This is a genomic window from Legionella clemsonensis (assembly GCF_002240035.1).
GTDB classification, from domain to species: domain Bacteria; phylum Pseudomonadota; class Gammaproteobacteria; order Legionellales; family Legionellaceae; genus Tatlockia; species Tatlockia clemsonensis.
Genome location: NZ_CP016397.1, coordinates 153,786 through 176,795, shown reverse-complemented (window position 1 = coordinate 176,795; position 23,010 = coordinate 153,786). Strand labels below are relative to the sequence as shown.

The window sequence follows — 23,010 nt, the reverse complement described above, 5'->3', positions numbered from 1 at the left end:
AAAACGATGAAACAATGGTATGCAAAAGAGTTGGCAAAACTTGCTCAAGTGTCAGTGCGTACACTGCATCACTATGACAAAATTGGTTTGCTCAAACCTAGTTTGCGCCAAGCTAACAATTATCGTTTGTACTCTGAAAAGGATTTATTAAGGCTGCAACAGATTATTGCGCTTAAATTTTTTGGTTTTGAACTATCTCAAATCCAGAAATTGCTTACCAGGAATGACAATGCACCCGACAGTCTTGCAATGCAATCAAGGTTCTTACGGGAAAAAGCAGATTCATTAATGGAGGCAAGTGCTATATTAGACCGCATATCTCAAGATTGCAGGAATAATAAATCCATTCCTTGGAAAAAAGTAATTGAATTAATTGAGGTGTATAAAATGACGCAACAACTAGAAGATGCATGGGTTAAAGAAATCTTTACCTCTGATGAACTGAAAGATTATGCAAAATTTGAAACGGAGTTAAGAACAAACTCAACGCCGGAACAAAAGGAGATGTTTGAAAAAAATTGGTTTCATCTGGTTGAGGAATTTAAAAACAGCCTGCATGACCATCCAAATTCCGAAATGGGTATTCGTTTAGGGAAAAAACTGATGGACTGGGTTAATAGCCTATATGGTAAAAAATATGCTCATCTTCGGACGAAAAAATTCGAAAAAGGTTTTGCCGAAGGAAGAGGACTTGAGGAACATGGGTTGACACCAGAAATCGTTGCTTGGATGGATAAATCAATGGATGCTTATTTGAAGCAGCGTGCTTATGCCATTCTGGATAATGTCGGAAAAATTTCTTCATCTGAGCTATTGCAAAGCTGGAATCAATTAATGGATGAAATAGGAGATAAAAGTCTGCGATTACAGCCATTGCCTTAGAGGATGAAAAAATCAGCCAGGAAGCAAAAGAATGGTTAAAATCTGTATACAAGCTATAAAATGTTTATACCACGACTTCTTTTAAAGAAAGTCGTGGTTGACCAGAGGGGGAACTTTTTTACTCTGACATATAGGAAAATCACCTTAATTTGAGGGCAATCATAAGAGAAAACAGCATTAATGACAACTACAAAATAAAAGTGGGAACTAATGTTGTCCGAAAATAGGGGTCTACGTACACACCAGGCCATTAACTTACAGAATTTTAGTAAAATTCAGATATAAATAAAAAAAGAGATTTTATATGAAAGTAACTTTGAATAATAAAGAATATACATTCCTAATAGGCTACCAAAAAGAAGATAAGTATAGGGCTGAATTAAATAATTTGGCTAAAAAAACTTTTGGTATTTCATTTGAGGATGGGTATCAATCAGGATATTGGAATGAAAAGTATATACCTTATACTCTGTTTGATGGAGAACAGGCGGTAGCTAATGTTTCAGTCAATATAATGAATTTTTATGTATTAGGCCAGCAGCAACAATATGTTCAAATCGGCACTGTTATGACAGATGAAGCCTATAAAAATAAAGGGTTGAGTCGATTTTTGATGGAAAAGGTATTGTCTGAGTGGAATCAGAAGTGCAACTTTATTTATCTTTATGCTAATCCTTCAGCATTAGAACTTTATCCAAAATTTGGTTTTGTTAAAGTGAAAGAATATTCATTTTTCAAACGAGTGGAGAGCCATATTAAAAGTACAAACTTTTATAAATTAGATATGGACATGCAATCGAATAGAGATATGCTTTACGATTATGCAAAAAACACCCAAGGCTTTGGGGCGCTCTTTATGAAAGAGAATGCTGATCTTGTCATGTTTTCTTGTGCTCAATTTCTAAAAGATAATGTTTATTACATTAGAGCATTAGATATTATCGTAGTTGCAAAATTCAATAATAATCAACTTCATTTGTTAGATGTATTTGGAAAAGTTCCAGTAGGATTAGATGAAATAATATATTCATTATGTGATTCTAACATCAATGAAGTTCTACTCGGATTTACTCCAAAGGATTGTATTCCTTATGAAGTAAAAGAAGATATTGGAGATGATGTGCTTTTTATTCAAAAAGATAAGGATAAAATTTTTGTTGAAAATAAAGTAATGTTTCCGGTGTTATCTCATGCCTAAATAGGTGGTTAACTATGAACTACCATATTTTAAATATGGCACATTAAAAAAACGACTGAGCGTTCATTGCCAGTTTGGGCTGGATATGCGGTAAAACCCTTGGTATGCCAAAGAAAAGAAAAATGCCCTGTTAATTAACGCCCGCGCTGAAACAGTCGGTGAAAAGCCTGCCTTTCGACAAAGTTTAAATACCGACGATGTATTATGCTCATGAGCGGGTTTTTTGAATGGCAACACCATCAAACCCAAGAAAAAACCATTAAACAACCCTACTACATAACCCGTGCCGATAAAAAATTAATGGCCGTGGCGGCTATTTGGGAAAAATTTAAACCTGAACCGGAGATTGTTATTCCGTCTTGTTGCGTGTTAACCACCTCGCCTAATGCGTTAGTCGCCAAGCTTCATGACAGAATGCCTTGGATTTTAACGGATGAGCAATTACAAGTTTGGCTAACTTCTTCTGAATTTACACAAGAGAATTTAAACGACGTCATGCACCACGATAAGAAAGTTGAGTTAACCTGTTATCCGGTAACGCCTGCTGTAAATAGCGCGCTTTATAAAGAAAAAGATACTATTCTTCCATTGTGTAGTGCTCCCCGCTGTAGTGCTCCCCGCTAAAACCGGTCCATCTAGTTGTTAATTAACGACTAGTAATAGGACTAGTAATATGACTATATCTAAAGAAGTAATAGAAATTGTTCACAGGAATGAACCAAGACGTCGTTGGGCGGCATATGAGAAACAGCAAATAGTTCAGGAAACATATCAGCCTGGCAAGACAGTATCGTATGTAGCCAGAAAACATGGTATACAGCCTTCACAGCTATTTTATTGGCGAAAGCAAATGGAGAATGGGGCGTTAGTTGGACTTAAAGCTGAGGAAGATGTTGTACCACAAAGGGAAGTAAATGAGTTAAAACGTCAAATTAAACAATTAGAAAGAATTTTAGGTAAAAAGACTTTAGAAAAGAGATTTTAAAAGAAGCAGTGAAGTTAGGTCGGGAAAAAAAACTGATCTCGCGACAACCCTTGCTCGGAGTGGAAGATATGGAATAAGAGCCATAGCCAATGCTCTTAAAGTTTCCCGTTCCCATTTAACGACAAGGATAAAAAGATGGAAAAAAATTGTTCTCGTGCGTCTCGAGTCCACCCAGAAGAAGACGAGCTCTTGCTACCTTATATAAAGAAAATAGTTGATAAACGAGCTAGTTATGGCTATCGCCGTGTAACCACATTACTTAATCGTCAACTAAAGCAGGAAAATAAGAATAAAGTAAACCATAAACGAGTTTACCGTATTATGAAAAAGAATGGCTTATTACTTCCAGCCTACGGAAAAAAACCAACACGACTACATGACGGAAAAATTATTACCTTGCATAGCAATACCCGATGGTGCTCCGATAGTTTTAGTGTTCAATGTGCTAATGGAGATAGAGTATTTATCGCTTTTTCTATGGATACTTGTGACCGAGAAATTCTTAGCTATATTGCATCAACTGTTGGAATTGATGGTGCTGCCATTCGTGATTTAATACTCGAAAGTGTTGAGTATCGATTTGGTAAAATAAACCAGCTTCCAAAAACTATTCAGTGGCTAAGTGATAACGGTCCTTGCTATGTAGCACGGGAAACTGTTAGCTTTGCTAGAGAGCTGGGGGTTGATGTTTGCACAACTCCTGCTTATAGCCCAGAAAGCAATGGCATGGCAGAAGCCTTTGTAAAAACTTTTAAACGCGATTATATCGCTTTTTATGATCCTATGAATGCTGAATCATTAATGAAAAACTTACCGATTTGGTTTGAGGATTATAATAATTTTGCCCCACATAAAGGGCTTAATAGGATGGCTCCAAGAGAATTTCGATTGGCCATTTCAGCTAACTAGATGGTTCGGTTTAGGAGGGGCAACTCCACTACTAAAGGTAATTTTACTTAGCAATTGCATTGCAAAATTGTATTGTAATGCATTATTTTGACTATACTTATTTGGATTTTTATAGATGTGAGAAATCAGGTTAATGTCTTCGCTCATATCTGGCTGAGGCTAGGTTTAAATTAAAATATCTTGTAGAACTTGGAAATACTTCTCAATTTTAGCCGTTTGATGACGTATCAAATCCATCGACTCAAAAAAAATATTCATTTGCTCATCAGAAATATTTCCTTGGTTTTTATTAATTACTTGAAGAAATATATTGGTTGTTGATTTTGTTAAGCTATTAATAATAGTGATGGAATTTAAAAGGTCATGTTTTATTTGAGCTACTTCGGATAAGTTCATCTTACATCCTTTACATTAAATGGCGGTTCTTTTCCAACTACCTCTTTAATCCAATCAAATTTTCCAATTTTTTCTTTGGGAAAGCCAGTAGCAAGATAAATTTCAGTGAATCCTTTGTCAAAAATTTTCTTTGCCAAGAATTCACCTCGAATCTCTTTATCAAGATCCGAGTCGACATAAATTACGGTCTGTTTATTATAATAATCTGATTTATCTAAGAATTGCTCAACAGAATTGTAAGTGTCTATTAAATTACCTGTACAACTTGCGGCAATTGACCATGTATCTCTCATCATTTTATCGTCATCTATAAATACTACAGTATTTATTTTATTATAATTAGCCTGTGTTATACGAACATGGGGGACAAAAAACTTTGGTAAAATTTTAATATTTAATTTCGTACATTCCTTTCTGATATCTAAATTTTCAAAATTACTTGTGACTAAAATACAATTCTCACTAATACCGCATTCATTAATTATGTCTAAGCCACTAGCAGAATCCATAATTCTGTAGTCGACCAGGTATAAACATGACTCCGCAGTGTTAATTTTTAAATTAAGAAAATCGATTCTCTTAAAACAATGAATTATCTTTAATTCAGGAATAAATTTTAATCGTTCTTTCCAAATTTCATGAATAGAATGATCATCATCTAATATAACTACTATGGAGCTAGTAGCAATATCTATATTTTTGCAAAACCAAGCCGGAGGCTCAGATTTCAATAGTTGTATTATAACCGTAGTACCTTTTGACTCCTCTGACGCAATTTCTAAACTCCCTTTTATTTGCTCTAGACATTGTTTTGTAAAAGCCAACCCCAAACCAGCGCCATTTTGTTTATTATAACTATATCCTTGTTTAGTTATATATGGAATGACATTAGTAGGAATGCCACAGCCATTATCCCTAACTATTATTTGCACATATTCATCAGTATTAGATAAAGAAATCTCTATTTGTCCCTTGTTTTGTCCCTTGATATTAATAGCTTCAACGCTGTTATTAATTAAATTGGAGAGAACCCTTTTAAATATACTCGCATTTAATTTAGCAAAGCTATTATATGAATCCTTTGCATATTTTAAATTTATATTTATACCTGATTGGTAATGCTCGTATCTTTTTTCTGAAACAATACTTTCTAAAATTAAATAAATGGGTTCAGAAAACCTTTCCTTATAATCATTAATTCTCTCAATATTAGACATAATTTTCGATCCTGACAGTAAATTATTAGCAATATCATTGATACGATTTACTGCATTTCTTATAATAAATTGATATTTTTCAGGTACAGAAGTTATATCTAAAACTACTGTATTAATAGCTGCTAATGGTGATCGAATATCATGTGCTGCTTGAGTTGCTAAATTTAATAATTCTTGTTTTGCTAAATCCTTCTCATTTTTCTCTTTGAACGTGTTAATGATAAAATCTTGCAAAAATATAAATTCCTGAGTAGAGAAATTATTATCAACTGCAATTTTATTATTAATCATCAGGTCTTTTACATTTGAAGCCAATTTTTTGAATGGAGCTTCAAATCGTTTTCCCATATAAATAGAAAAGATAACAACAACTATGGAATAAAACATTACGAACAAGGGTAAAACAGGGAGTAAATTTTTCTCTATCCCTGAAAAATAGGCTGCAAGAAAAAATAATAAAAAACTTGAGATGGATGTGCCAAAACTCCAAAATGCTAATTTATTTTTAATAGAATTTGCTTGGCTAAACCAAAACTTAATTTTATAGTTTCTATTTATTTTTATATTTAAAATTCCAAAGAAAATAAGGATTAAACCCAAATACCAAAGCAGTTCACCATAAGGTAAAAGAAAATTTGTCTGCGAAAGAAATGAATAATTAAAGAAGAAATCGCCTGATATAAGTATCATCAAGCCTGACAAGGAAAGAAAGAAACCAGAATTTTCAGAATAAATTAAACATACAAGTGCGAAATTAAATATTATAAATTCAAATATAAAACTTAATACGTGAGAAATAAATTCCCAACTAAAGTAAGTAAAAGCATGTTCTCCTGCAGAAAAAAATAAAACAAAAATTAAAAAATTAAAAATCAAAATAATGGCAATGAATTTAAAAAATGAAAAAGAGTGAACAAATAGCGAGTATGTATTTTTGACAAAAAAATTAAAATGGAGAAGATCCAACATAAATATGGGATGTAGCCGGGTAGAAAAGCAAAAAAAGAGTGGGACAAAATAAATTTGTTGGAAAAATATACAGTAAAATAAAAAGATATATCATTTAAAAATAAAAAAAAGTTAGCAAATAAAAACCATTTAAATACATTTTTATCAGTGTCTTTCATATTCAGAAACAAAGACCAAGCCAGATATAAAATTATAAAATGCAAAAAAATTCAATTTGCGCAATTAGGGCACTTATTTTAGAGGAAGGAATAAATTCAAATACCTGTGCAAAAATAAGAGGAGCCAACAAGTAATAAAAAATAAAAAATAAAGGGTAAAAGAAATTTTCCTTTTTGATAAAAACATTCTTTTTATAAATATCCATTTACGAACAATCTTACCATAATTTTATTAGTTTTGGGTTTTTTAGTTCTGCTAATACGATATATAATCGCTTCTTTAAATGAGAGGCCGGTTATGGAATCAAGCGTAAGATGCGCAAATGAAAGTGATTTTAACGATATTTTCACCATGCTAATGGAGGATTTAGAAGAGCAGGGCGTTTTATATCGATTTCAATACTCAAAAGAAAAATTTAAAGATTTAATCTTTGGTAAAAATCCACGAGCAACTTTTTTAATATTAATCATTGATGCGCAAAGCGCAGGATTTGCCAACTATTCTATTGATTATCGAAATTTTACTGTAAATACTTCTGCTAATCTTTATGTAAACGATTTATATATCAAAAAAGAATATCGGCGAAGGAAAGGAGCCACACTTCTTTTTGAAGAATTAAAAAGGATAGCAAGAACATCGGATTGTGCTCGAATAGAGGGAGTTGTTCTTGCTGATAATTCAGAAGCTTTAGAATTTTACAATTTTCACAACTGTAAGATGATAAGCGATAAGCTTCATTATATGAGACTAGAACTAGAGTAATAGATAATCTAATTAAAGCTGGAACTAAAATGGAAACCTATCCCGATATACTAGAATTTTCACCAATCCCTTGTCTATATCATCCAATGAAAATAGTTTTTTTAGATGATAATTCGGACTTTCTAAAAACTATTAGTTACAATTTTTCAGCATTTGATAATTTATTAATGTTTATAAATCCAGAGGAAGCATTTAATTATATAAGCAGCAATTATAAAGATTATCTAAATATTATTTTAGATCCTGTATCAACTGAAGATTCGATAAACCAAATCGGTGGTATTCATATAAATAAGATTATTGATCCTATATATGATTCAACTCGTTACAATATACCTGGGATCATAGTAGTAGATTTTTCTATGCCTACTATTAATGGAGTTGAATTCTGCAAACAGTTAAAGGGAAAAGAGTTATTTAAAATTCTACTTACTGCAGAGGCTGATCAATCTACAGCTATTGATGCATTTAATAAAGGAATTATCGATCAATTTATTCTTAAAACAGATTCAAATTTTTTAGAAAAACTAAAAAAATCTATTTCTGAATTTACATTGAAGTATTTTAATAACGTTTCAAAACTAATAGTGAAAGGATGTGGTCCTGCATTAAATAAATTATTAAATAATGATGACTATAATAGAATTTTCAAAAATATTTTTTTTAAAACTAATTCTATTGAGTATTATCTTTTAGATAATATAGGTAGTTTTCTTTTTTTAACTGCAACTGGGAATCCTACATGGTTGATAGTCTGTGATCAATTAAAGTTAAACGAGTATATTGAATTTTTAGAAGGGTATAGCTTTTCTGAACTATTAATCGAAAAAATTAAAATGAGGAAAAGTTTGCTTTTTTTATTTTCAGAGAAAGAGCATAAAGAAGAAATTAGTTTATGGGATAAATATATTTTTGATTCCCATGCACTAAATGAAGAATATGTTTATAGTATTGTTCAAGGGAAAATTACTGCTAGTATAAATTGGAATAAAGTAATTAGTTACAAAGCGGTAGTTTGACGTGGTTTAATAGATTTGAGCACCCCAGTTAAGAGATAATGCACTTAACTGAAGTGATCTTCCCTCGAATAGCCGGACACCTTGTTTAAGAGATATAATCTCATCAACAAGGAGTAATCATGGTAAGACAAGTTTATACAAAAGAGTTCAAAATTAAAGCTATTGAACTAGTGGAATCAAGTAATAAGCCATTAAGACAAGTAGCCAGGGAGCTTGGTGTAGCAGAAAATAACCTATATAACTGGCGCAAACAATACCTTCTCAAACAAGAGAAAGTATTCCCAAATCAACCTCAATTAAATGAAAAAGACTTAGAATTAAAGCGATTGAAAGCGCGCGTAGCGGAGCTGGAAGAAGAGCGAGAAATCTTAAAAAGGCAGCAGCGTTTTTCGCCAAGGAAGGCCAACGAAATACGCGTTAATAAAAGAACAATCGGCTTTCCATCGTGTACAAAAGCTTTGTCAGGTATTAGGCGTATCCAGTAGCTCCTATTATGCTTGATTAAAAGGTTCTGAAAGCTCACGTATACAAGAAGATAAACGTTTAGCACAAACGCTTCGGGATGAATTTTTGCAATCGCGTCAAACCTACGGCGTGCCTCGATTACAACAGGCATTGCGTAAGTTGGGTAAATATCATGGGAAAGCGAGGATCAAACGCTTAATGCAGCAGGAAGGACTCAAACCTAAAGCGGCAAGGCGTTTTAAAGTGACAACAGATAGTCGCCACTCAAAGCCTGTGGCCGAAAATATTTTGGGAAGACAATTAATCCTGTTGCTATTAACACCGCTTGGGCGTTTGATATAACCTACATTCATACTGATGAGGGCTGGCTTTATCTAGCTACGGTCATGGATTTATTCAATCGAAAGATTGTCGGTTGGAGCATGGGAACTCGGTTGGTTACAAGCCTTATTGAAGGTGCTCTTATCATGGCGATTCACCGCAATAACCCACCTAATGGCGTCATTCATCATTCTGACAGAGGATCTCAATATTGCAGTAATGCTTATCAATCGCTTCTCAAAAAACATGGTTTTATTTGCTCCATGAGTGGCTCGGGTAACTGTTATGACAATGCAGTTATGGAAAGTTTCTATCATACTTTGAAAGTCGAAATGATTTATGGGGAACAATCTAAAACTAGAAAGGATGCTCAATTAGCTCTATTCGATTACATTGAAGTGTTTTACAATCGTCAGCGCATCCATTCAACTTTAGGGTTTCAGACCACGAATGACTTTAGGTTGGTTGCATAATGTTGGTGTCCGGTTTTTCGAGGAAAGATCAGTAATCTCTTTTATAAGCGTCTGTTTATTCTTCTTATCCAAATTATAGGGGCAGCAATTTTTATTTTTACATTTTTGATTTCTTTGTTGACAGTTATTGTGTGCTCATTAAGACAATGTAAATTAAAATGATTAAGATTATCCCCGTTTTTTAAAATCCTAATAAAAATATCATTATTTTCATCTACAATTATACATTCTCTATCTATTGCCTTTTGAATATCAGAGACAATAATGCCACCTACATAATTGCCAGGAAATAAGAGTGGAATCATCCCATCATCTCGCATAATAGCGTCAATGGAATTATTTAGCTCCCTAAATAATAATAATTCTTTAGCTATATGATTTTCATCTTCTTCTTGAATAAATAGCTCTTTGGTAATAAAGGTAGCTTCTTTTCCTATACCATGTAGTAGCCATGTTACGGAACAAAAAATATTTAGTTCTCGTGCACGGTTAACAATTTTTTCAGCGCCTTGGGGAGTCAAACCACCGCCCCACCCTAGTTCCCAACCTTTTAGAGCAGGTTGTGTAATATCAGTATGAGCACAAAATTCCCTTCTGGTGAGCGAAAGGAGGTGATCGCGAAGAAATCTAATTCTTTTACCACGAGCCTCAGGACTCGAAAGTTTATCGAGCAGGGGATTTCTCATAAATTGCATTAATTAGTCTTTTAAAAGAGATAATACAATAAAATGGTTAAAACATCCTCATAAACTTTAGCCCTCCGCAAGACAATTTGCTTGTTGTGGTTACTTTTTTATTATTAAATTATCCTTTGTGGTTAATTTAATATTTACATTTTAACCCATTTTTATATAATAATATTTTAAATATGAATAAACTTAGGGAACTAAGGTTGAATTAATGGGTGGAGTAATTTGTTCCCCTTATTTTTACAACCATCAGCAAGTATCAACATAAAGGAAAAAGGAATTTATGAAAGAAGTACCCTACATTTTAAGTTTGGCCTATAAAAAGCAAATTGATGAGGCATGCATGCCTTTAAGACAGATGGGGCTTAAGTATTTTGCGATGTATTTGATTTTCAATGATGGCAATATACTAATTCTATCGAACGTTTATCCCATTATTTTATCTTATTATCAGGATGCATTGTATAAGGAAGATTATACTTACACGCCTGGAATGATTGATTCTAGCCAAGGTGATTTTTATTTGGGTGATAAGGTCGGATTTATTTCTCCACGACTTAGAACCATGCTAAATGAGCAATATAATCTTTATCCTACCTACAATATTATCAGACGCTGTGCGGAGTGTACTTTTGTGTTTAGTGCAATACGCGATACACCAACGGATTCAGAGCAATTTTATACGAAAACGATTCGCTCCTTTGAAAATTTCTGTGTTCATTTTGTGGATACCTTTCTTGAATTAATTATTTTCTGCAATACGAAATACAAGTATTCGTTTATCCTGACTAACAAGACACACCGACATGCGGTTATAAAAGGGGGCTATTCTGAAAAAGAATCCATACCGCTTCGTGAACAGGAATGTTTATGGCTTGCCGCTCAGGGTAATTCCGTAAAACAAATTGCTCAACTTCTTAAAATTAGCCCCTATACCGTGGAAAAGTATTTAAAACACACCCGTGAAGTATTTAATTGCAGTACCCTTATCGAAGCGGTAGTGGAGGGGATTCATCGGGGTATGATTGGTAAGGTTAATTTGCATAGAAAAATAGAACGCTCTTTAGAAAGAAGAGTTAGTTTTGCCAGGCCAGTGATTACTATTGGCCCTTCTCCCTAAAGATGGAACAGCCTTAATATAAAAATTTGATGAATTATCAACAAGACCAAGGAATATCAGAGAGACCAATTCAACTCCTAACCGCGAGAGGAGGTAGAAGTATACTTAAGAATAAACAATGCCCCAGATGAGCTGTCTCTAGTTTCATAAATTTCAAATCTAGTACTTCTATTGACAAGGCAAAGATAGCGAATTGGCGCGCAGAACTCAGCACCGTTTGGCTTTAATCAACTTATAATTTGTGCATAGGCGGTAGGGAATTATTATTGTGAGTGGTAGTTTTTCCACCTTTCTCTTTAAAAGAAAGAATCGCCCGCCAGAGAGGCTCACCTCGCCAAGAGGCTTTCGCATTCTTGTGATACAATGCCTGCGCTAATTCTCTGATTTGTTCCCTGAGTATTACATCATCCACTTTACTTTCAACATCAGTTAAATTTAACAAATTTGTATCTGGCCACTGCTTATGCGCCCAATGCATTAAGGCATCCCTGGCTGCAGAGGCATCATTTCGTAAACAAGCATCTTGCAGATTTTTTAACGCATGTTTCCTCGTGTAACGCGAGTTTTCTCCCATTCTTTGCCAAAACCATAAACCTAAAGTCAACAACCAGGCCAGTGCAAATACTAGCGCAATCCACCAGCCCAAATTACTCGAAGCATTTACCGCCGGTGCTAGCTCAGTAGTTTCTTTTTTTGCGACCACAGCAGGGTTATCAACTGAAGGTGCTTCTTTAAGAGACTGAGCGGCAGGAATGGCAGATGATTTAGTTGTATTTGATGTGACATTGTTTGTAGCTCTTATCTGAATAATACGCTCTGGCAGGGCGGCTATTTCTTCTTTGCCAGTGACAGTATTAAACCACATTAGTTTAAAGGCCGGTATGGTAATTTGACCCGCTTTATTAAATAAATAAGTCATTTTAAAAGTGATTGTGCCGACCAAGTCGGATTGTTGAAACGAATTTTTTTCAACCGGTTTTTCTGGATAAATGGAAAAATCAGTGCTACTACCAAAATCAAGCCTTGGTAATAACTGTGCAGGCACCGCGGTTGCCTGCAGTGTTACCGTGCGGACTAAGGTAGTGCCTTGTTGTAAGGATAATCCACTGTTGTCATAACTTTCACTTAAATTAACCTGTTTGGCAGGTAGCCATGTTTTCCCTGTATATGGAGTGGGAACAGGCTTCACATTAATGGAGATTGGCTTGGCACGCTCCCTTACCCGCTTGGGAACTGCCTCATAAATCACAGCATTAAACGTTGGAGGAATAATTTTTAAAGGGCCGCTTTTTTGCGGGAAAATGGCATATCGTTGCTCCTCAACCGTGTATAGACGGCCATTTTCTGCTGTTTGATAACGTCGCCCAGTTTCTAAGGGAATAAGTAAAGCATCTTCAACTTGAGGGGGTTGGTAGTCGGCATTCACTAAATGTCGGCTATTATATAGTTTAACTGTGTAGATAATTTGCTGATTAATAAAAGGATTTTCTTCACTCACCTCAACCAGTAATTTAACATCTTTCGGCTGATTAGAATCTGAGGATTGAGTTTGCAGTGATTCTTCAGTAACTTCAAGAGTAGCCGGTGCTGTTTTTTCCTGACCGACCTGAATTTCAGGAATTGTTAGAATGCCTGTTTTCTTAGGTAGCAGTAAAATCAGCCACTGTCCCATGGACTGAGCTCGGCCATTGATTACAGTGTAATTCATGCTGCGCTCAGTACCAACAATCGTAAACTCTTTTTGTAGTGGCGTGAGATCAGGAACATTATCTGCTTCAGCACCATCTAAAGTTAAAATAAGTCTTACCGTATCTCCTGCCTGAACTTTTGATGATTCCAACTGCAGCGTTACAGTAGTAAACCCTGCATGTGCCACACAAAATAGTATCAAACCGAGTAAAATTTTTTTCATGGATGCCAACCACCTTGTCTACGTATATGATCGCGTAAGAATTTTTCTCGCAATAGCCCGCCAGGATCGTCAGGAATAAGCCTCAACCATTGTTCCTTTGCTTGGTGTTTCTCACGCTCTTCCGCTGATTGGGCCTCTTTTCCAACACTCTCATTATCTTGTTCTTGCTGATTTTGTTGTTTCTTATTTTGCTGATTTTTATTCTGTGGACTGTTTTGTTGTCCCTGTTTTTGCCGCTCTTTATTCTCATTCTCTTGATTAGCCTGCTGCCCCTGACTCTCTTGTTCTTTATTCTGCTGATTAGCCTCCTGCCCCTGACTTTCTTGCTCTTTATTCTGCTGATTAGCCTCCTGCCCCTGACTTTCTTGTTCTTTATTCTGCTGATTGTCCTGTTGTCCCTGACTTTCTTGTTCTTTATTCTGCTGATTGTCCTGTTGTCCCTGACTTTCTTGTTCTTTATTCTGCTGGTTATCTTGCTGTCCCTGCTCTTGCTGATTTTTATTTTGTTGATTCTGGTTCTGTTGGTTATTGGATTGTTGTTTTAGTAACTTTTCAATTAATTGGCGATTAAATTGTGCATCTTTATTCTTGGGATTAAGCGCTAATGCGCTATCATAAGCCTTTAATGCTTTTTCATATTGTCCTGATTTGGCGAAAGCATTGCCCTGATTATAAAAACCTTGCTCGTTTTGCAAGGTCTCATAATATTTAGCAGCTTCTTTATAATTTCCTGCACGATAAGCCGCAGCACCACGCCAAGCCTGATTTTGAAAAGTATCTGCTGCCTGTTCAAATTGTTTTTCCTGCATTAAAGTTTGCCCTTGCTGGTCTTTCGTAAACCAAAGATCCCGCCAACTAAAGGAATAACTGGAAAGAGAAATACCTAGCAATAGAAAAAAGCAACCTTTTTTCATGTTTCTAACCTCTGCAACCAACCTCGTCTGAAAACTGGCAAGAGAAAAAGAAGGGCCGGGATTAAAAACCAGCGCCCCTCATCCCGCCATAGAGGAATATCATCCTGCAGGCTACGCTGAAATTGTTTGTTATTTGTCTTCATCGTTAGCCATTTATCTAAATCACTACTGTTATCCGCAAGTTGCAATAATACCCCTTCTCCAGCATTAGCAAACTCCTGAAATAGAGGGTTTAAATTTCCATTCGCTTTTACAGCCATGATTGAAGTAATAATGTGCCGCCTTGCCATATTTTTGGCAGTAGCAATTGCCGCCGCACTCGGTGTTTCTGCCGTTAGAACCAAAATTTGTCCTTGGCGAAAACCGGCTTGCCTAAAGAGTTGAGCTGCTTCTTCGAGTGCTGTTTCCAGGCGATTTCCCTCTACAGGCATAATATCAGGTGAAAGCGAGGACAGAAGTGCATCAATGGTCTGTGCATCATCTGTTAATGGCGAAACTATAAATGGTTCACCGGTATAGACTACCAATCCCAGCTGTCCTACATCGCCTCGCTTAAATAAATCATGTAATTTGAATTTGGCACGACTCAGGCGATTAGGTAATAAATCTTTTTCCAGCATTGCATCCGACATATCCAATACTAAAATTCTTGGCTGAATTTGTTTGTAAGTGGGCACAGGCAGGCGCATCCAACTCGGACCAGACAAGCTAATAATCATGCATAAAGCACTCGCAACCAAGAGCGATAATGCAAAATGGCGGTTGTGGCTTCCCTTAGCCACTAACAGATGCTCCAGCAGTGATTGGTCACAGATAGCAGCCCATACCTCCAACTGTGGTCGCCGACGCCACAGATACCAGGCCAATGCCAGTAAAGGCAATATAGCAAACAGCCACCAGGGACGGATAAAATGAAACTCGGTCATGATATAGAAACCTTGCGATTAACCGCTCTATTCAAACCAGCGAATAATTTCGCTTTATTTGCCAGCCAATAACAGAATAATAGAAATGCAAACGCCAAGGGCCAAGGATAATAATCGTGTTGAGGACGAATAGTCGCTTGCTCTTGGGTTACGGTTTCTAATTGATTAATTGTTTCATAAATTTCATGCAACGATTGCACATCGGTGGCACGAAAATAACGTCCCCCCGTTATTTTGGCGACTTCTTGTAAAGTTTCTTCATCCAGATCAGAAGATGCATTTACATTTAAAAAGAGATTTCTCAATGCGCGGGGATCACTTTCAGTTCCCAGCCCAATCGTATAGACCTTAATACCATCAAGTTTGGCAAGCTCAGCCGCCTTTAATGGCGCAAGAATACCCGAATTGTTGGCTCCATCCGTTAATAAAATGATCATACGTCCTTTTGCAGGAACATCTTGTAATCGTTTTACCGCTAATCCTAACGCATCACCAATGGAAGTAGTTTGTCCGGCAAGTCCTACTGTGGCATCCTCAATGCGTAATAATACCGTTTGACGGTCATACGTTAAGGGCGTTTGTAAATATGCACGTGCTCCAAATAAAATAAGTCCAATGCGATCCCCCACACGTTGGCGCACAAACTCCTCGGCAGCATGTTTGACAACAGTTAACCGACTAACAGGTCGGCCATGAAATATCATATCAGGCAATTCCATACTACCAGAAAGATCAAGAACCAGCATAATATTGCGACCTTGCCGTTCTAATGGTAATGGCTCACCAATCCAGCGTGGGCCCGCTGCCGCCAAAAGAAGCAAGCCCCATATTACAAAAAACAAACCCATTTGTGCCTGAGCTACCCAAAAGCGCGGTCTTTGATTTACAATAGGCAATATGGCATTGAAAAATGGAATCTTTAGTGCCGCCGGTAATCGAATAGAGGCTTTGGGTAAGACAAACCATAGAAGCAGAGGTAAGGGCAGAAAAAATAACACCCAGGGCAAGGCTAATTCGAACATGGCACCCCCCGCTGCTTTATCCACATTTTTGTACAATGGAAGAGAGGATCCAGATTCACTCCTGTTGTTTTTTGGTAAGGTAATTGCAGAAGATGATAGCTAACCTTGTTAAAATCAATCCCTCTTGCCGTTCTATTTAAAAAATCTAGCCAATGCTGTCCTTGTAGGCCAGCCACCTCTTCTCTTGGATAATAAACCAGAGCCACTCGACGCAGTAATTCTGAAATTTTCATGCTAGTTATTTGACTATCAGCACCCTGTTGATATTCTTTTTGCATCGCTGCCAGTAGACTCAATGCTTCTTTCTTAGCTCGGTCACGCTGATAGCGCCGATAACCCAGAAACAGCAATAGCCCGACAAACAAAAAACCAAGGGCTATTAAAAAATACCAGCCTGGAGCTAATGGCCACCAACCCACCGGTTGAGGTAATTGAATATCCCGCAATTGATTGAGTACCTCTGCATCAGCCACTTGTTCTCCTGGGAAATGTTTTTCTTACCAGTTTTGGAATATTGTCTTCCGCGGTAACCTGTATATACTGAATTTTTAAGCGTTTGAACAGCGCTTCCAAGTGAGTAATGCGTTGTTCACAATAAGCCTGATAGCTTCTTACAACATCGTCGCTGGTTGTATCAAGTATTGTTTCCTGCTGACCGTCCGTAATCGGATAATGCTCAGGCTTAGGAGGAGCCAGTTCTAAAGGATCACACACATGATAAGCCAATACATCATTGTGAAGTCGCAATCGACTAAGATGTCGCTCACTCTCATCATCCAAAGCATAAAAATCACTAATAATTGTTACAATACTCCCAGGTCGAGTGACTCGTCTTAAACGAACCAATACCTCGCTTAACGGCTTGGGTTGCGCCTTATTCTCTAAAGAAGCACTGGTGTAATGGCTTAAGGCAGCCAAAAAAGGCAAGACGCCCAAGTTGCGACTGTGGGGAGTAAATTCATTATGCTCTGTTGCTGAGTAAATTAATCCGCCGACTTTATCACCCTGTTTCATGGCAGTCCAGGCAATCATTGCTGCCAAACGCGCGGCAACCACTGATTTAAAAGCCAATCGAGTCCCAAAGTACATAGAAGGATTAAAATCACAAAGAAGAACAACCGGTCGCTCACGCTCCTCCTGGTAAAGTTTTACATGGGCGCGACCGGTGCGCGCTGTCACTCTCCATTCCATATGGCGAATTTCATCGCCGGCTTGATAATTACGTACCTCAGCAAAATCCATTCCCCGTCCGCGCGACTTTGACGTGTGATTACCTGCATAGGCTGCGTTAGTTTCAGGTTTTTGATTTATTTTCTGAGCATAACGCTTAAAAGCAAGTAATTCCTCGAGGTTGGCAGTTATTCCATCGCTCATTAAATCACCTCTAAGGCACAGCGATTAAATGCAACAATGAATCAATGAAGTCATCACTATTGACGCCCTCAGCTTCCGCTTCAAAACTTAAAAGAATACGATGTCGCAGCACATCATGGGCTATCACATGAATGTCTTCCGGCGTTACATAATTTCGTCCGGCAAGCCAAGCATGGGCTTTCGCACATCGGTCAAGAGCAATGGTCGCACGCGGACTTGCACCAAAACGTAACCAGCGAGCCAATTGATTGCTATATACCCCAGGATTACGCGTAGCAACCACAAGTTGCACCATATAATTATCCAATGCTTCACTGGTGTGAACATCCAAAACCTGTCGCCTTGCTTCAAACAGCGTAGTTTGCGATAAGGGTTTCATTAGTGACGCATCAGGAGTTAATGTCAAACTTCCTCTCGCTTCTGAGCGAGCTAACGCCAAAATATTATGCTCAACTTTGGCATCAGGATAACTAATTTTTACATACATTAAAAAACGATCGAGTTGTGCTTCAGGCAGAGGGTAGGTGCCTTCCTGCTCAATAGGGTTTTGAGTGGCCATCACCAGGAATAGTTCAGGTAAAGGATAGGTAGTGCCACCAATAGTGACTTGTCGCTCAGCCATAGCCTCAAGTAACGCCGATTGTACCTTTGCTGGCGCACGGTTAATCTCATCAGCAAGAATCATGTGGTGAAAAATAGGGCCGGGCTGAAAAACAAAAGAACCATTTTCTGGACGATAAACATCAGTACCTGTTAAATCCCCAGGCAATAAGTCAGGTGTAAATTGAATACGGTGAAAATCACCTTCTACGACAGCGGACAATTCTTTTACTGCCCTAGTCTTGGCTAATCCAGGCGCTCCTTCAACCAATAAATGCCCATCTGCTAATAAGGCGATTAACAACCTTGAAATCAAATCCTGTTGACCAAGGATGCGTGTATTTAAATGGGCGCTTATCTGCGATAGGTGCTCCTGAACTGTTGAAGTAACCTCTAACTGCTCCATGAGTCATACCCTGTGCAAAAAACCTAATCCTAACGTGAAACAAGTTCTATGCCAAGCACATCGACTGTAGAGAGTAGGTAAATTTTAGGCAACAGGCAAAGAATGCTCTTGTTTCTCTGATTTAGCAGGAAAATAAGAATCACCATTTTGAGCTAGCAAATAAGGTAGTGATTGACAAATCCGCTCTTGACTAACTACTTTCGTCCAACAAGTATAGTCATTCAAAGGCTTATTATATTGTCTGAAAACATCAGCGAAGGCTTTTCGCATAGGTTCAGAATCAGACCAGGCAACAATTGGCAATTTAGGCATTTGTTGCCAAATTGTTTCTGCTAAAGCAGGTCCATTGCAATAGATGCCATCTGTAGCCCCTAAATTACCATCCATTACAATAAAAGCCACATTATTTTGGGCAATATAATTTAAAGCGCTGAGGCTATCGCTTACGACTGTCGTTTGAATTTGCTTATTAACCATCGTCAGTAATCGGGTTAAGCAAAATGCATTAAATGCATTATCCTCAACAATTAAGACACGCATAGAAACTCCCTTCAACTTTCAGAAAGGAGTATAACGCCCAAACCTTAAGAGAAACTTAAGAAATTAATTCAAAATTTTAATAGCATTTGAGGTAGCTACTAATACTGTATCAGCAAGTCTTTTGGCAAATAAACCGTTATCCACCACGCCTGGTATTAATTTAATGGATTCTTCCAATTCAACGGGTGTTGTTACCTCAAAATTATAAACATCAAGAATAATATTACCGTTATCACTGGTAAATCCTTCTCTGTATTCAGGATCTCCACCCAATTTTACAAGTTCACGGGCCACATAGCTACGCGCCATAGGAATGACTTCAACGGCAATCGGAAACGTTCCCAAATGACCGACAAGTTTTGATTCATCGACAATACAGATAAATTGATGGGCCACTGACGCTAAAATTTTTTCCCGTGTTAAAGCACCTCCGCCGCCTTTTATCATTTGACGCTGCTCGGTCACTTCATCAGCACCATCAACATAAATAGGTACTTCCTTGGCAACATTTAAATCAATGACAGGAATACCCAGAGCTCGCAATCGAACTTCTGTCTCTTTTGAGCTGGCTATACAGGCATCGATACGATGCTTAATGGTGGTTAATTGTTCAATAAAATAATTAACAGTGGAACCGGTGCCAATGCCAAGAATCATTTCATCATCGTTAAGATAATTTAAGGCTTCCCTGGCCACGGCTTCTTTCAATGCATGCATTTTTTATCCATAACTCTAGAATGATGGATTAATTTTAACGTTATAAGACTATTTTGGATAGGTTTTACTGTTCTAAGGCATAGGGTGACTCATTAAAGAATCACCAGAGATAAAAACCATAGCTATTCAATACTGCATTTCCTCGTTTTCCTACTGGCCAACAGTGGGCGCTTCCAATGGCACAGCGGTGCCAGCAGTTTTCTTAGCGGCTTGTGACGCAGGCTGTGTCGACGTTGAAGAGGAGGAAGAAGAAGAAGATGATGATGATGATGAGGAGGAGGAGGAGGCTGACGATGGGTTCGAATAGGAACTGGTATTGGAACGATTCGCCGAAGTGGAACTGCTTGTTGCTCTGGGTGCAGTTGAGTTTGCTCGGGTTGAAGAGCCACTTTGATAAATTGTCGTAGTCCGTTGCTGACTTGTGCCATAGCTAGGCTGGGAATTTCTGGCTGGCGAATCAGTAAACAATTGTTCTATACCCTGGCAACTCGTTAATAGCAAAGTTGAAGTCAATGTACCCGTGATACCCCAAAAAAGCAGATTTTTTTTCATAGTGTCATCCTTGGAAGTAGGTGATTTGTACTATCTTGCATTCTAGCTGGTGTCAGCCAGCTTGTAAAATCCAGACTGCTGATTTTAAATATATTTTAATCAATAAAATCTAAAGATTGAATAATTACTCGGCATAGGATATCCCTTATTCTTGTAACACTTAGTGCTACACTCCGACCGGCTTAAATGGCCAACCGAGCATGTAAAGCTGACTGCCAATATCCAGTTTCGCGCCGGAGATATTTTAATCTTGTATGGTCTACCAGCAGATTTGGATGCGGCAGAAAAAATACTATTAGCAGTGAATCCAAGCTTTACCTTTTGGGGTAACAACAAGAGTCAGTTTGACGTATACTGAGCAGGAATTTTGATGATAAGGACTTGCAATGATTTATGACAACATTCTCGCCACCATAGGCCATACTCCTGTAGTAAAAATAAATCGTATTGGTAAAGAGCTTGCCTGTGAATTGTACGCCAAGTGTGAATTTTTAAATCCAGGTGGTTCAGTAAAAGATCGCATTGGCTTTGAAATGGTTAAAAAGGCCCAGGAAGCTGGCCGTATTAAACCAGGTGATACTTTAATTGAACCGACATCTGGTAATACCGGTATTGGAATTGCATTAGCAGGTGCAGTTCTGGGCTATAAGGTTGTCATTACCATGCCTAATAAAATGAGTCAGGAAAAACAATCCGTCCTAGAGCGGCTGGGTGCGACCATTTATCGGACCCGAACTGAAGCAGCCTGGGATGATCCGGATAGCCATATTTCGCTAGCTAAAGAGTTGCAACGCGAAATACCTCATTCTCATATTCTTGATCAATATGCAAATTCGGATAATCCCAATGCCCATTATTATGGGACAGCGCAGGAGATAATTGAGGATTTTGGCTTGAATCTAGATATGGTTGTTGCTGGTGTAGGAACCGGTGGTACCATTACTGGTATTGCCAAGCGTTTAAAAGAATATAACCCAGAAATCAAAATGATTGGCGTTGATCCAGAGGGCTCGATTTTAGGCGGCGGCAATGAGATTAAGCCCTACCAGGTTGAAGGAATAGGGTATGATTTCTTCCCCGAAGTCCTCGATAATCAATTAATCGATCATTACATTAAAACAAACGATAAAAATTCATTCCACATGGCACGACGCTTAATTAAAGAGGAGGGTTTATTGGTCGGAGGCTCTTCTGGTGCTGCGATGTGGGGAGCCCTGGAAGCAGCAAAATCGTTGAAAGCCGGGCAACGCTGTCTGGTTATCCTGCCTGACTCCATCCGTAATTACATGTCTAAATATGCGAATGATGAATGGATGAAAGAGCAAGGATTTTTATAATTCAATACCTCTGGCGACTGGTGGAATTGATTAATGCGTGGTTGTTATAAACGGTTCTTCTTGCCATGCGGTTCGCCTATTTTATTTAGGGTTATTTTATAAGGTAACCCTAGTTATTCCATAAATGAATTTAAAACTATAGATGAAATAATACTATTTCAATACACTCTCTAATTTTTACAAATTGTATTAAAGGAAATCATATGACTTTCATAGTCAATTTCATAGGCGCGGGAAATTTAGGTAAAACGATAGGGAGACTTATTTTGAAACATCCCAAGGTCAAAGTAGGTGCAATTTGCAATCGATCATTTGAGAGCACTTCTGAGGCAATCTCCTTCATTGGAGATGGGAAATATTGTCCCTCAATCAAGGAATTACCTCCCGCTGATATGACATGGATTACCACCCCAGATGATATGATTGAGAATATTGCCAAAGAATTAGCCACTAATGGATCTATTAAATCTGAAAATATTATCGTTCACTGTAGTGGCTCTCTATCCTCAGAGGTATTAAAACCCCTACAAGAGTTTGGTTGTTTTGTTGCCAGTATTCATCCAATGAGAAGCTTTGCCAATCCGACAATAAGTGTCGAAGAATTTGCAGGAACTTATTGTGCAATGGAAGGCGATAAAGAAGCATTAGCGTCATTAGAGCCAATTTTAAAATCAATGGGAGCAAAAACATATCAAATTGATAAAAATAAGAAAAGCCTCTATCATGCTGCTGGTGTCTTCGCGTCAAACTATTTAGTGACCTTGGCTCAACAAGCTCTTCTATGTCTAAATCAAGCTGGCGTTGAACATGAAATTGCAATGAAGATAATAACAAATTTAATGAAAGGTACCGTTTTAAATCTAGAGAAAACACTATCTCCCGGCGAGTCTTTGACAGGACCTATTCAACGAGGTGATTTATCAACTATTAAAAACCATCTAGCGAGTTTTTCTTCACCCCAACAAAAAGAAGTCTATGAAAAACTTGGAGTAGCTACCCTAGATTTAACATCACATAGCACTGAGGTTAAGAATGCCATAAGTGCTGAACTTTCTACTGATAAGATAAGATATGACAGTTAGCTCTAATAGAAAGAGAGGCAGATGGACTGACAATAATCTCAGTCCTTTGACGTCTAATTTAGCT

Annotated in this window: 23 protein-coding genes and 2 pseudogenes; 12 read left to right on the top strand and 13 right to left on the bottom strand. The window is 37.4% G+C overall.

Going from position 1 to position 23,010, the window contains the following annotated elements; genetic code table 11:
* Window positions 1–6: 6 nt before the first annotated feature.
* The 4 genes and pseudogenes from clem_RS00770 (at window position 7) to clem_RS00755 (ending at window position 3,974) form a co-directional block, all read left to right on the top strand.
* A pseudogene (locus clem_RS00770) lies at window positions 7–941 on the top strand (MerR family transcriptional regulator).
* A gap of 245 nt (window positions 942–1,186) precedes the next feature.
* A complete protein-coding gene (locus clem_RS00765) occupies window positions 1,187–2,080 on the top strand; it encodes a GNAT family N-acetyltransferase (protein WP_094089860.1) in 894 nt (297 codons plus the stop codon).
* A gap of 210 nt (window positions 2,081–2,290) precedes the next feature.
* The gene (locus clem_RS00760; protein ID WP_157698131.1) at window positions 2,291–2,704 is read left to right on the top strand and encodes an SOS response-associated peptidase family protein; all 414 of its coding nucleotides are present in this window, start codon (window positions 2,291–2,293) and stop codon (window positions 2,702–2,704) included.
* A 49-nt stretch (window positions 2,705–2,753) separates the two neighbouring features.
* Window positions 2,754–3,974: pseudogene (locus clem_RS00755) on the top strand (IS3 family transposase).
* 165 nt (window positions 3,975–4,139) lie between these two features.
* On the opposite strand, the gene clem_RS00750 reads toward clem_RS00755, so the two are convergent.
* Complete coding sequence (locus clem_RS00750; protein ID WP_094089858.1) at window positions 4,140–4,370, bottom strand: hypothetical protein; 231 nt, start codon at window positions 4,368–4,370, stop codon at window positions 4,140–4,142.
* Window positions 4,367–6,556, bottom strand: coding sequence for a sensor histidine kinase (locus tag clem_RS00745; RefSeq protein ID WP_094089857.1), 2,190 nt, complete (start codon window positions 6,554–6,556; stop codon window positions 4,367–4,369). Before clem_RS00745 ends, clem_RS00750 begins: the two co-directional genes overlap by 4 nt.
* Window positions 6,557–7,012: 456 nt before the next feature.
* Here clem_RS00745 and clem_RS00740 point away from each other — a divergent pair, with 456 nt between their 5' ends.
* The 5 genes from clem_RS00740 (at window position 7,013) to clem_RS00720 (ending at window position 9,755) form a co-directional block, all read left to right on the top strand.
* A complete protein-coding gene (locus tag clem_RS00740; protein ID WP_094089856.1) occupies window positions 7,013–7,477 on the top strand; it encodes a GNAT family N-acetyltransferase in 465 nt (154 codons plus the stop codon).
* Window positions 7,478–7,506: 29 nt separating this feature from the next.
* The gene (locus clem_RS00735) at window positions 7,507–8,496 is read left to right on the top strand and encodes a response regulator (protein WP_094089855.1); all 990 of its coding nucleotides are present in this window, start codon (window positions 7,507–7,509) and stop codon (window positions 8,494–8,496) included.
* 119 nt (window positions 8,497–8,615) lie between these two features.
* Entirely contained in the window at window positions 8,616–8,981 is a 366-nt protein-coding gene (locus clem_RS00730; RefSeq protein WP_094089854.1) for a transposase, read from the top strand.
* A gap of 85 nt (window positions 8,982–9,066) precedes the next feature.
* Complete coding sequence (locus clem_RS00725) at window positions 9,067–9,303, top strand: IS3 family transposase (protein ID WP_157698130.1); 237 nt, start codon at window positions 9,067–9,069, stop codon at window positions 9,301–9,303.
* Window positions 9,261–9,755, top strand: coding sequence for an IS3 family transposase (locus clem_RS00720; protein ID WP_094089852.1), 495 nt, complete (start codon window positions 9,261–9,263; stop codon window positions 9,753–9,755). Before clem_RS00725 ends, clem_RS00720 begins: the two co-directional genes overlap by 43 nt.
* 41 nt (window positions 9,756–9,796) lie before the next feature.
* Here clem_RS00720 and clem_RS00715 read toward each other — a convergent pair whose 3' ends face one another.
* A complete protein-coding gene (locus clem_RS00715) occupies window positions 9,797–10,441 on the bottom strand; it encodes a hypothetical protein (protein WP_094092230.1) in 645 nt (214 codons plus the stop codon).
* Between the two features lie 286 nt (window positions 10,442–10,727).
* Between clem_RS00715 and clem_RS00710 the strand changes: the two genes are divergently transcribed.
* Window positions 10,728–11,564, top strand: a complete 837-nt coding sequence (locus clem_RS00710; RefSeq protein WP_094089851.1) for a response regulator transcription factor — start codon at window positions 10,728–10,730, stop codon at window positions 11,562–11,564.
* 232 nt (window positions 11,565–11,796) lie between these two features.
* Here the strand turns inward: clem_RS00710 and clem_RS00705 are convergent, their stop codons facing one another.
* From clem_RS00705 to clem_RS14675, 10 genes are all read right to left on the bottom strand, one after another.
* The gene (locus tag clem_RS00705; RefSeq protein WP_094089850.1) at window positions 11,797–13,476 is read right to left on the bottom strand and encodes a BatD family protein; all 1,680 of its coding nucleotides are present in this window, start codon (window positions 13,474–13,476) and stop codon (window positions 11,797–11,799) included.
* Window positions 13,473–14,390, bottom strand: coding sequence for a tetratricopeptide repeat protein (locus clem_RS00700; protein ID WP_094089849.1), 918 nt, complete (start codon window positions 14,388–14,390; stop codon window positions 13,473–13,475). The genes clem_RS00705 and clem_RS00700 overlap by 4 nt, the downstream gene beginning before the upstream one ends.
* Window positions 14,387–15,319: a vWA domain-containing protein gene (locus tag clem_RS00695; RefSeq protein WP_094089848.1), complete on the bottom strand. Its 933-nt coding sequence runs from the start codon at window positions 15,317–15,319 to the stop codon at window positions 14,387–14,389. Before clem_RS00695 ends, clem_RS00700 begins: the two co-directional genes overlap by 4 nt.
* Window positions 15,313–16,338 carry a vWA domain-containing protein gene (locus tag clem_RS00690; protein WP_094089847.1) on the bottom strand — a complete coding sequence of 342 codons (1,026 nt, stop codon included), beginning with the start codon at window positions 16,336–16,338 and terminating at the stop codon, window positions 15,313–15,315. Before clem_RS00690 ends, clem_RS00695 begins: the two co-directional genes overlap by 7 nt.
* Complete coding sequence (locus clem_RS00685) at window positions 16,326–16,811, bottom strand: DUF4381 domain-containing protein (protein WP_094089846.1); 486 nt, start codon at window positions 16,809–16,811, stop codon at window positions 16,326–16,328. Before clem_RS00685 ends, clem_RS00690 begins: the two co-directional genes overlap by 13 nt.
* Window positions 16,804–17,712 carry a DUF58 domain-containing protein gene (locus clem_RS00680; RefSeq protein WP_094089845.1) on the bottom strand — a complete coding sequence of 303 codons (909 nt, stop codon included), beginning with the start codon at window positions 17,710–17,712 and terminating at the stop codon, window positions 16,804–16,806. The genes clem_RS00685 and clem_RS00680 overlap by 8 nt, the downstream gene beginning before the upstream one ends.
* 10 nt (window positions 17,713–17,722) lie before the next feature.
* A complete protein-coding gene (locus clem_RS00675; RefSeq protein WP_094089844.1) occupies window positions 17,723–18,718 on the bottom strand; it encodes an AAA family ATPase in 996 nt (331 codons plus the stop codon).
* A gap of 84 nt (window positions 18,719–18,802) precedes the next feature.
* Window positions 18,803–19,258 (bottom strand): response regulator, encoded by a 456-nt coding sequence (locus tag clem_RS00670; RefSeq protein WP_094089843.1) that lies wholly within the window; start codon window positions 19,256–19,258, stop codon window positions 18,803–18,805.
* A gap of 63 nt (window positions 19,259–19,321) precedes the next feature.
* Window positions 19,322–19,975, bottom strand: coding sequence for a ribose-5-phosphate isomerase RpiA (gene rpiA, locus clem_RS00665; RefSeq protein WP_094089842.1), 654 nt, complete (start codon window positions 19,973–19,975; stop codon window positions 19,322–19,324).
* A 150-nt stretch (window positions 19,976–20,125) separates the two neighbouring features.
* On the bottom strand, window positions 20,126–20,527 hold the full coding sequence (locus clem_RS14675; protein ID WP_157698129.1) for a hypothetical protein: 402 nt from the start codon (window positions 20,525–20,527) through the stop codon (window positions 20,126–20,128).
* A gap of 386 nt (window positions 20,528–20,913) precedes the next feature.
* Between clem_RS14675 and clem_RS00655 the strand changes: the two genes are divergently transcribed.
* Window positions 20,914–21,864: a pyridoxal-phosphate dependent enzyme gene (locus clem_RS00655; protein ID WP_094089840.1), complete on the top strand. Its 951-nt coding sequence runs from the start codon at window positions 20,914–20,916 to the stop codon at window positions 21,862–21,864.
* 203 nt (window positions 21,865–22,067) lie between these two features.
* Window positions 22,068–22,946, top strand: a complete 879-nt coding sequence (locus clem_RS00650) for a Rossmann-like and DUF2520 domain-containing protein (RefSeq protein WP_094089839.1) — start codon at window positions 22,068–22,070, stop codon at window positions 22,944–22,946.
* The last annotated feature ends 64 nt before the right edge of the window (window positions 22,947–23,010 follow it).